This window comes from Acinetobacter sp. YH12021 (assembly GCF_013420145.1).
In the GTDB taxonomy this organism is placed as follows: domain Bacteria; phylum Pseudomonadota; class Gammaproteobacteria; order Pseudomonadales; family Moraxellaceae; genus Acinetobacter; species Acinetobacter towneri.
The window spans coordinates 1-9,887 of sequence record NZ_VOYT01000031.1 but is presented as its reverse complement, the minus strand read 5'-3'; the positions used below and the strand labels follow the sequence as shown (position 1 = coordinate 9,887).

General features: G+C 35.3%; 9 protein-coding genes. 3 read left to right on the top strand and 6 right to left on the bottom strand.

All coding sequences use genetic code 11. The annotated features are described in order from the left end of the window. Positions 1–238: 238 nt before the first annotated feature. The 3 genes from FTT91_RS13665 to FTT91_RS13655 form a co-directional block, all read right to left on the bottom strand. The gene (locus FTT91_RS13665) at positions 239–613 is read right to left on the bottom strand and encodes a hypothetical protein (RefSeq protein ID WP_180169658.1); all 375 of its coding nucleotides are present in this window, start codon (positions 611–613) and stop codon (positions 239–241) included. A gap of 63 nt (positions 614–676) precedes the next feature. After that, complete coding sequence (locus FTT91_RS13660) at positions 677–856, bottom strand: hypothetical protein (protein WP_180169657.1); 180 nt, start codon at positions 854–856, stop codon at positions 677–679. A 174-nt stretch (positions 857–1,030) separates the two neighbouring features. Continuing rightward, the gene (locus tag FTT91_RS13655) at positions 1,031–2,338 is read right to left on the bottom strand and encodes a hypothetical protein (protein ID WP_180169656.1); all 1,308 of its coding nucleotides are present in this window, start codon (positions 2,336–2,338) and stop codon (positions 1,031–1,033) included. A gap of 2,587 nt (positions 2,339–4,925) precedes the next feature. On the opposite strand from FTT91_RS13655, the gene repM reads away from it, so the two are divergent. After that, entirely contained in the window at positions 4,926–5,855 is a 930-nt protein-coding gene (gene repM / locus FTT91_RS13650; protein ID WP_180169655.1) for a replication initiation protein RepM, read from the top strand. 78 nt (positions 5,856–5,933) lie between these two features. Then, the gene (locus FTT91_RS13645) at positions 5,934–6,452 is read left to right on the top strand and encodes a plasmid replication DNA-binding protein (RefSeq protein ID WP_180169654.1); all 519 of its coding nucleotides are present in this window, start codon (positions 5,934–5,936) and stop codon (positions 6,450–6,452) included. 251 nt (positions 6,453–6,703) lie between these two features. Here the strand turns inward: FTT91_RS13645 and FTT91_RS13640 are convergent, their stop codons facing one another. The 3 genes from FTT91_RS13640 to FTT91_RS13630 all read right to left on the bottom strand — a co-directional run bounded on the left by FTT91_RS13640 (position 6,704) and on the right by FTT91_RS13630 (position 8,517). After that, positions 6,704–7,033, bottom strand: a complete 330-nt coding sequence (locus FTT91_RS13640; protein ID WP_016658833.1) for a four-helix bundle copper-binding protein — start codon at positions 7,031–7,033, stop codon at positions 6,704–6,706. A gap of 652 nt (positions 7,034–7,685) precedes the next feature. After that, on the bottom strand, positions 7,686–7,880 hold the full coding sequence (locus tag FTT91_RS13635; RefSeq protein WP_044432560.1) for a hypothetical protein: 195 nt from the start codon (positions 7,878–7,880) through the stop codon (positions 7,686–7,688). A 25-nt stretch (positions 7,881–7,905) separates the two neighbouring features. Next, positions 7,906–8,517, bottom strand: a complete 612-nt coding sequence (locus FTT91_RS13630; RefSeq protein WP_180169653.1) for a recombinase family protein — start codon at positions 8,515–8,517, stop codon at positions 7,906–7,908. Between the two features lie 213 nt (positions 8,518–8,730). Here FTT91_RS13630 and FTT91_RS13625 point away from each other — a divergent pair, with 213 nt between their 5' ends. After that, a complete protein-coding gene (locus FTT91_RS13625) occupies positions 8,731–9,258 on the top strand; it encodes a plasmid pRiA4b ORF-3 family protein (protein ID WP_000537573.1) in 528 nt (175 codons plus the stop codon). Positions 9,259–9,887 lie beyond the last annotated feature (629 nt).

Genomic DNA, 9,887 nt, shown 5'->3' with positions numbered 1-9,887 from the left:
AAATTCATGCACGTGTAGCAGTCCTCAACAGATTTACGGAATTAGGTCGACCACTTACCCAAGTTACGCCTTAAATTTGGCTCAATTAGGGGCGCTTTGCATTTCAAATCTTTGTGCAACAAAGCCGGTTATCAATATCCATCACCATTCCACTTATTCGAGCACTTCTTAAAATTCCCCAACTATATACTCCTTGCAAACTCGTTGAGAATGTTCCAAAACTCATAAAAATTTAACTCTATTTTTGTATATTAAATTCAATAATTAAGCCATTGGAGATAGTTAAACATACTCTATCTCCCAATAATAAATTTTCTGGTTTTTTATGCTTATTTGGGCCTAAGTTAAAACTTGCCAGATTAATATCAGAAGCAAAACTATCACCATCAAAAACAAAAATTCTATAAAATTTACCTCTATGTAAGTTAGTCTCCCTTATCTCTTTAACTCCTTTATAAATACCACACTTTACAATTTTATTAGGATTATTTATAGCATTATTATATTCAGAATTTGAAAAATTAGAAGCAAAAAACATAAATAAAACAAAAACCAAAACAATAATAACCAACGATAAAAAAGGCCTTTTAAAAATAAAAATCAACAAGTCCATTACAACTCCAAAATATCAAAGCCCACTAAAAATGATAGTGGGCTAAATTTAGACTAATTTTTTTTAGGCTTCACATTGCTTACGAATGCCTGTAATCGCATCTGTTTTAATTGTAGATAACATATAGTTAAGCAATGCTATTGCAATAGCGCTAATAATACGATTCACAACAAAAGCTGCTAGTAATGCACCTCCGACAAATAACATTGCAAAAGAAAGAAGTACTAAAATTAATGAAGTCATGAAAGCAAATGCCACCCATCCCCATTGTTCCTACCTGGAAATGTCCATATAGGACATTTCTATTTGGTTATTAGGTAGGACATTTCTACTTGGGAATAACACTAGGTATATAGTCAAAGCACTGTAGACGAACAACTTGTTCGTTTGAACAAAATCCTACAGACGAATAAGTGCTTAATACTTTAAATATTTAATCTTTCTTAGTATTCCCTTAACTTTTACATCTACCTCAGACAATACCTCATTCTTACTCTGAGGTTTGTCCATTGCTCGGTTTAAATCCATCAGCTTTTTAATTAGCTCTGAACGTACCCATTTTTCCAGCTCGTCCTCAGCATTGATATCCTTAACATCAACTTGCTCCACTACAGCATTTTCTAAGGTCCTTGAAAAATCCTCGACCCTTTGAAGTAGCTCATCAAAACTCTTGATTTCAAAATTTATCCGAGTACTGTAAAAAGCTTCTTTCTTCAATTGATCTAAGTGAAAAGCCTCTTGAATAGGGAAAGTCCTCTTCCCTTGATTAGCCTTAGCATGATTTTTTTTGCGACTTTTTAAAGATTGCCTGTTATAACGTTTTTCGAGTGCCAGACAAATTTCCCCTAAGTCTGCCAAAGTTCCCCGAAATCCCGGTATTGTCCGGATTGCCCCGGCACCTTCTTGAATCGCTTGCCGTAATTCAGCATCATTGAGCCAGGTGGTTAATTGAGATTTTGTTGGGCTGGCTTTGTTAGTAGCTTCGTAAGCCTTTCGTTTAGCTATTTTCTTTTGAGCTAATTTTTTCTGAACCCCTTTGATACATACATTCTGAATGTAATTTTTATATTGAGATGTCATATGCCAAGTCCATGCAGCTGACTTAATTTCCCTTACTGGATCTCCATTTTTTTGCTTCAATTCCTCCATTTTTTTTATCTCAGATAACCTTTTAGGCGAACGGTCAGAAAGGCGTAAAACGACTTTAGGCATGCCATTTTTGGCATAAAACATGATTCGCTCATCACGGTGATGTAAACAGTAGAAATGATCTCGAGCTGAGGTGCCATCGAGTTCCTTAAAGCTACTTCTGATTATTTTTCGTTGAAAATCCATGACGACTGAGAAGCGTTCTGCAGGACTCATTCTTTTTAACTGAGCTTCAGTTAATTCAAGCTTGTCTAGAAGATCAGACAGTACCGATTGTTTCTCACGGATTTTTTTTGGAAGAGTGATCAAAATAAAGATATAACACTCTTTTTTACTGTAAAGCTGCTGGTTGAGTTGAACAACCATATGCCCACTACATAACCCTTTTTCATCATGCAACTTGCCTCTCTGCGAACCATTTAAATCCACAGAAAACTTATGCATAAGTTTGGGAATAGTATCCGGAGCTTTGCTCAAATCAACAATTATTTTTTTATAGTAGCTGGCTTTCCCCAAGTAAACGACACGATGTAAAGCTGACATGGTTAAAGCGTCAGAAGTCGTGAAAAAGTACATAAAAACTTATCCTTTTGTTATAAAAAAGATAAGGTGTAGTAGCTATTCCATAGTACAACATAGACAAAATATATCAACTCTTCCAGACGTCAATTTTTTTACTTTTTCACTTAATATACAAATACTTATAAAAATTTATTTTACAATAACTTAGTAAAACCCGAAGGGTTTTTAGCCCCCTGAAAGGGGGCTTGGGGGGACAATTTTTTGTAGTTAAGTTGCTCCTTGAGATTAACGGAAAAACATTGTCCCCCCCATTTCAGCAGTGGATTTCGAATGGTATAAAACCATTACTACGATATTTTCCCTGACAGGAAAATGAAATTTGCAGACTTGCAAAGATGGCGTAGGTCAGACCCAATAACTAGGGACTGACCATCCTTAGTTTTGATTTATAGAACAAGCTAAGGACTGACCATCCTTGCTTATCAATGGAATTGGAATTGCTATCCAGTTCACTTCGTGGCGTAAAGCTCTATGCAGGGGAAATCCTTGCTGGTAGGGCTATGCAGGAGGCTTGTTGGTGTCAGCATGAGTATCCTTCAGGAAATTCATGTGTCAGCCAGCTTTCTATCCGATCCAACATAAATTGGCGATGCCAATTTATTCCACCTACCCATACATTTTCGCTCGGTAGGCGGTTATTGGGCGACACTGAAAAACTGTTGATGACACTGAGTCTGAAGACCTGATTCATTAGCAGCCGTTTTAAAGTAGCTGAGTACATTGGCATGATGCCGGTACGTTAACAAGCCAAATTGATGTAACCCATTTTTTGGGAATGAGGTCTAGTAAGCCTTCATCTGTTTGCCCGCTCGGGGAGATCACAGATTGAAACTGCCAAGCAGGGGATTCTGTGGAGTTGGAAACATTTTCATTAGATGTTTTCCATTCGTGGGCTGTGGTAACACAGCCTTCGTCGAATAGCTCAACCGATTAGCGCCTATAGAGAGGTGCGTGGGATGGTTATAAAAGGGTGTAAAAACCTGATTGGTCTAGTCACCAAATCTAATCTTTTTAAGTGTGTTTTCGGAGCGACGACATATCGAAGGCAGGATGCCAAAACAATGAAGATTAGAGTCGAGTGAAAGGTCTAGTAACCCCATAACATTTTGATGTTATGCGAACTTTAAAACTAAAGTGGGAAACTCGGGAGTAGGTGTTTTTTGGTAGCTCTTAAAACAGATCCATCATCATCGAAAGATGTGATGGCTACTAAGGTAATAAAACTTCTAAAGGCCCTCATTTGGCTGATAGAAACGAAAAATCCTGAACCCGATGGGAGATCGTGAGAGTAGGCGTATTTCCAGGAAATACATTAACCATTCAAGTCTGTATAAAAATAGGCGAGCATGGAGACGAAAACACGAACGTATGCGAGTTTGATAATGTTCTGTAAATTGGAATTGTTTGAGTTACGCAGGTGGCGTAAGTCATTTCTGAGTTTGGTCACTCAGAAACAGAGGTGGGAACTTCAAACAATTCCGAAAAGGTCACCAGTTTGATTGTTTACTTGAAAACAATCTGATTCAGGAGTCTGTCCTGAAACGCTGGAATCGTTTCTTCCCGTAATCTTTGTAGCGTTACAGCAAAGGCAGTGTATGAACCTACTGGAATAAAGGCTCATTCTATTTTTTACAAAATTTAGTGTGGATGCTTTCAATAGCTCGGTCAAAGCTCTTTGAAAACAAGAAGCTCAAATGAAGTAAAAACCAGTTTTTTTGATCTGGTAAAAATCAAAATAGGTGCTAATCCGATAATTACACGCACTCCTCAGCGCGAGAGGATATGTTCATGAATCTTGAAATGAGATCTTTTTAAGATCTTAGATACCTAAAGATTAACTTTAAAAAGCTTCTGAATCTTTTGGGGTTTCCCAAATAGATTTTATAACTTCCTGGGACTGATACATTGTGTCAGTCCCATCCTCTATTCATTTGAAAAATAAATATCATTCCCTTTTGCCCTGGCTAATCCTACCCCCTTCTATTTTGCTCTCATTTGCGTTTTAAGCCCGATTTTCAAAGAAAGGTATAGAACGAGTGTCTACGAGTGAAATGATTGAAATTCGCGCCTAGACTCTCTGAGAAACAGCTTTTTAGGCTAATTAGCCTAAGAAAGCGTAAATCACATGCAAAAATTTGGATTTAGACCGAGCGAAGCGAGCAAAAAAGTACTATGAGCGTAGCGAATTCCGAGTTGTTTTTGCTTTTTCTAAAAGTCACGAAAACATTAACCCAAAAATTGCCCCTCGAATCGAGCGTAAGCGAGATTCAATAGAGTTTGAGCGAAGCGAAAACCAAGGGCAATTTTCTTTCATAAATTTGGCTTTTAATTATTTTTAATCTTTTAAATACTTTTAAGTAAGCTACAACCCTTTATTCATAATGGTTTCAGAGTTAATAAAACTAGGTTTATCGACCCATAAAACTAGGTTTATCGACCCATAAAACTAGGTTTATCGACCCATAAAACTAGGTTTATCGACCTTAAAGCTAGGTTTATCGACCTTAAATTAAGTTGATTTACAATTCAATTAAAATAGTCTATTGTACGACCTAGTTTAATTATAAATTTATTATTAGAAATGAGTGAATTAATCGTAAAGGATAATGCTTTAATTCAAGCCAGCTATACCTTAGATACAGTTGAACAAAGACTGATCCTATTAGCCATTGCTGAAGCTCGAGAAACAGGACATGGGATAACTGAAAATAGTCTTTTAGAAGTACATGCAAGTAGTTATATAAATACCTTTAATGTCGAGAAACACACTGCCTATACCGTACTTCGAGATGCATCTAAAAGCTTATTTGATCGCTATGTGACATACCATGACATTAATCCTAAGACAGGTAAGGACCGTAGCTTTCACTGTCGTTGGGTTGATAAAATTGGATATGAGCCACAATCTGGAATCGTTTTCCTACGATTTACACAAGACATTGTTCCCCTCATAACGCGACTGGAAGAAAACTTCACTAAATATGAATTACAGCAAGTTTCCAGGTTAACTAGCTCTTATGCTATTCGGTTATACGAACTATTAATTCAATGGAGATCTGCGGGCAAAACGCCAATTTTTGATCTAGCTATCTTCAGACAACAACTTGGTGTCGAAGCTCATCAATACAAAACAATGAGTAACTTTAAAACATATGTTTTAGATTTTGCCCTTAAGCAAGTAAATGAATTAACCGATATAACAGCTAAATATGAGCAACATAAAAAGGGGCGTTCAATTTCAGGTTTTTCTTTCAGCTTTAAGCAGAAGAAAACCGGCTCAGACAAAGTAATTAAAGGAGCAGATACGTTAAACACCTTCTCCAAAATGAGTGATAAACAACGCCATCTCTTTGCCAATAAACTTTCTGAATTACCTGAAATGGGGCGATATTCAGAAGGCACCGAGAGCTACCAGCAATTTGCTATACGCATTGCAGAAATGCTCCAAGATTCAAAAAAATTCCAAGAATTATTCCCTTATCTTCAAAAAGTTGGCTACCAATCTGCTTAAAATTCATACTTGATCATTTGTCTATTAGGCAGTCTAATAGACAACAACTTTTGACAGGTTTAGGCATAGAGTTACAGCATGAAAAGCCTTACAGTTCTTGAGCTTTCTAAGCTTTACAATATCAATAGACAAACGATTTACAACAACATAAAGAAAGGAATTTTAAGTAAAAATTCTGATAATAAAATTGATCTAGCCGAGGCTATCCGTGTTTTTGGTGAACCCTCAAAAAAACTAGATGTAAAAGAGTCTGTAAAAATAGACAGTCCAAATTCGGCAGAAGTTTTACTACTTAGGCAACAGATAGACCTGCTAAAAAATCAGCTAGATGATGCAAAAAATAGAGAAAGCTTCTATCAAAATCAAATTGAAACTATGCAACGCCTATTGGAAGCTCCAAAAACCAATACAACACAATCTGATGATCCTGGATCAACACAGGCAGAATCCACAGTAGAAGAAAAAGAGGACGTCATAGCTATGCCTCCTAAGGAATCAGAGGTTATCGAGAATAAGCGTATTCCAGTCCCTGAACATATTGAGCCAGAACCAGAAAAAAGGGGCTTTTGGAGCCGTTTTTTTAGACCCTATGATTAACCACGATTGTTTAACTAATATGAACAAAGTTGTGGAACATTGATCAAAGAATAGGCGTGGAACGTGAAAAATCATAAAAAAAACCCACCTTGGGGAAGGTGGGCTATCAACTAGAAACTACAGCATTGAATTTTCAAGAGAATTATAACGCATTTCGTATAAGGTGTATTATGTTAATTTTAGGAAAGGCTCTAGACTAGCAGAATGATTATGTTAGTCTAGAGCCATATAATTAACATTATTGAAGTATTTTACATGGCAATTTTTCGACATTCTTCTGCACACTGACGGCAAGCCTCAGCACATTTTTTACAATGATCATGTGAATGTTTTTCACACTCTTCCGCACAATATTCACAGATCTTAGCACAAAGCTCACAAATCTCTTTGAGGAAAGGTGAGTTATGTTGTTGCATACGCACACATAACTGACAAATATCTGCACATTCTAGACAACGTTGAATACATTCACGCATCATCTCTAAATCTTTTTCTTTTAAACAAGAAGTTGCACATTCAGTACAAATAAGTGAACAGTTTGTACATGCAGAAATACACTTTGAAAATTCCGTATTAATCATTTTTTACTCTCAACTTATATAATCAAAGAAATAATTAAAACATAATTTTTTTCTACTAATTATTTTGAATTATTAGTAAATGTAATACATAATGTTAATTTATATGAATAATGTTAATTTTAATTAAATCTTATTTATATTCCAAATTATTAAAAAACAGTTTTTAATTAGGATAGATGATCAAGTATCAAAAGCAGCTATTCTTAAAATAACTGCAATAATTTTATCACTTTAAAAATAGATTTTCCCTCTATTTAACATAATGGCTGTTATACGAAATTAGTAGTTTTTACGCGGAATTCCTAACGTATTCATCTTTTGTCTTATATCTTTATTTTTACCAATAGGTAAAATATATTCATAACCTACATCGAAAAGTAGGTAATTAAGAAAAAAATTACAGCGTTTTATAAGCCTTATAGTAACGGGAGAGACTATAGGGCTTTTTATTTATCTTAATATTCATATATCTATGATAAAGCCATGATGCTCTGCGATATAGAAAACCGGCTTGAGAATAGACCGGTCTTTTATGATATTTGCTAAAATACTCTTTTGAAATATAAAAAACTAAGCGTGTATAGCACTGGGTCTAGGTGTTTTTTGGGCTTAGTTATTAGCGTTATTTAAATAAGTATAAGTCAATTTTTACCTAAGGGATTTGCTTTTCAACTAGTTCCAATTTCTTTAATGCTTGCCCTTTTTTATGATCATTATCAATCTTTACAACCAGAGCTAAAATAAAAACCATCACTATAAAAACAAGGTAAATCAAATGCTTTTTCATCATTAATTCCGTCTTTTGACCTTTAAGAATGCCTTGCTCCTTTGTAAATAGATATGACATAAGGGAAGCACTGATACAAGCCTTTTTAAATGACTTTAGCAACTCGATAAACAGTTGCAACTCCACAATTCACTGCTTTGGCAATTTCTTCCTTAGTCATATTGCCAGCTGCTAGCAATTCTTTTATTCGTTTGTGCTTAGCCTCATTGGCTTTCTTACCTGTTGGTTTGTAACCCGAACGTGCCAGGCCCTGCTTAATACGTTCTATACGTTTCTCATTGTCCAGGCGGGCCATTGTTGCCAGGAGATCAATCAACATATTGTTGATGAGATCCAGGATTGAATGAGTAATGCTGTCACTGGTTTGAATCATTTGGTAGGTAGTAGGAAGATCTGCCACAATTAATCGAAGTCCTTTCTCCTGAATCCTGCGCTTCAGCTCTTGAAAATCTCGTTGGGTTAGGCGTGATAAGCGGTCAATACTTTCAACTAACAAGGTGTCACCTTGATTTGCTTCTGACAGCAGCTTATTCAATTCAGGTCGGTCTAACTTCGTACCACTATAGTTTTCCACGTACACAATGGTTTCACCCAAATTCAAGTTTTGGTTTAGATCCTGAAGAATCTGCAAAGCCCTTTTTGCATCTTGATCTTTAGTTGAAGCTCGTAGATAAATACGTGTATTCATTTCTATCATTTAATCTTAATTCTATTAGATTAATGATAACAACATCATTTAATTATTGCATTAAGTCTAATGATAGATATTGTATGCGATTTGGCTCGCTATCATTCAGCTATACTCTTTTGATAAAAAAGCAGGACTGAAAGCCATGCTCTGGGAATTTGTATAACGTGTATTATGTTAATTTTAGATTTACTAAAACTATTTTTTGAGAACTAGGCTGTTATGGGAACTGTAAAGCTCAAATCTTCTGATGAAGTTTTTCAATTAAAAATTAGTCTTCTAGGCAGTGATCCTGAAATCTGGAGAACTATTCAAATTTCATCGGCAGCTACTTTATCTACGCTCCATAAGGCAATTCAATCTGCTTTTGATTGGGAAGATAGCCATTTACATGAATTCACGACTATTAAGCATGAAAAGATCAATAAAAGACAAAAATTGAAAGAAGTTCTACGTGTAGGTAAAAAAATTATATATACATATGATTTTGGCGATTGTTGGGAACATTTGATTACTGTAGAAAGCAGACAATCTCCTGATTTAAATAAAAAATATCCATGTTGTATAGATGGTCAAAATCATGCTCCATTTGAAGATATTGGAGGAATTTTTGGATATCTTGATATTTTAGATGCATTACAAGACCCTAAACATCCAAGATATGACGATTACATGCAAATTATCGAGGATGAAATAGGAGAGATAGAGTTTGATCCGACCTACTTTAATTCACATGATATTAAGTTTTAAACCTGATTTAACATAATGGTGGTTATACGCAATACACTTGTATATTAATATAAATATCAGATACTTAATAAAACCTTAAAAATCCCAAAATGCAAAAAAATCCGACTTTGAAACAAGTCGGCTTTTTTATGAGCAATTTTGATAGTTTTTGCCAACACTTTTGCTCAAAAAACACTCAAAAACAAGAATCGCATACACTCTATAAGGCTTTCAGCCTAAAAACAATCCACAATTTTTGCGGATAAACCTTGGGGTAAGTTTTGAGCAATTTTGTAAGCTCAGGCTGACATGAATTAGGGATCATTGCATCTATGTCAGTATGGGGATTTTTCATATGATGGGCACATAGAGAACAGGATGTTCCAACACATAAAACAATAATGATAAGTGCAACATCAGGACGTGAGGTACGACAGGAGTTATACCTAAACACCCAATACGAAAAAGCCCGACAGGATGTCGGGCTTTTTTTATTAAAAAAATATTTTAAATCATTGGATTAGAGGGCGTTCAAAATTCTGTGTCAGTAAATTTGACTAGATTTTAATTATATCATCTAATCGACCTTCAAAGTAAATGGATAATTGAGTAATCGTTTGTCCCCATTCCTGAATAGGCATTGTCCATTT

Bases quoted from the DNA above. Each gene is read 5' to 3' on its own strand.
- FTT91_RS13665 (WP_180169658.1), bottom strand. From the start codon at position 613: ATGGACTTGTTGATTTTTATTTTTAAAAGGCCTTTTTTATCGTTGGTT.
- FTT91_RS13660 (WP_180169657.1), bottom strand. From the start codon at position 856: ATGACTTCATTAATTTTAGTACTTCTTTCTTTTGCAATGTTATTTGTC.
- FTT91_RS13655 (WP_180169656.1), bottom strand. From the start codon at position 2,338: ATGTACTTTTTCACGACTTCTGACGCTTTAACCATGTCAGCTTTACAT.
- repM (WP_180169655.1), top strand. From the start codon at position 4,926: ATGAGTGAATTAATCGTAAAGGATAATGCTTTAATTCAAGCCAGCTAT.
- FTT91_RS13645 (WP_180169654.1), top strand. From the start codon at position 5,934: ATGAAAAGCCTTACAGTTCTTGAGCTTTCTAAGCTTTACAATATCAAT.
- FTT91_RS13640 (WP_016658833.1), bottom strand. From the start codon at position 7,033: ATGATTAATACGGAATTTTCAAAGTGTATTTCTGCATGTACAAACTGT.
- FTT91_RS13635 (WP_044432560.1), bottom strand. From the start codon at position 7,880: ATGTCATATCTATTTACAAAGGAGCAAGGCATTCTTAAAGGTCAAAAG.
- FTT91_RS13630 (WP_180169653.1), bottom strand. From the start codon at position 8,517: ATGATAGAAATGAATACACGTATTTATCTACGAGCTTCAACTAAAGAT.
- FTT91_RS13625 (WP_000537573.1), top strand. From the start codon at position 8,731: ATGGGAACTGTAAAGCTCAAATCTTCTGATGAAGTTTTTCAATTAAAA.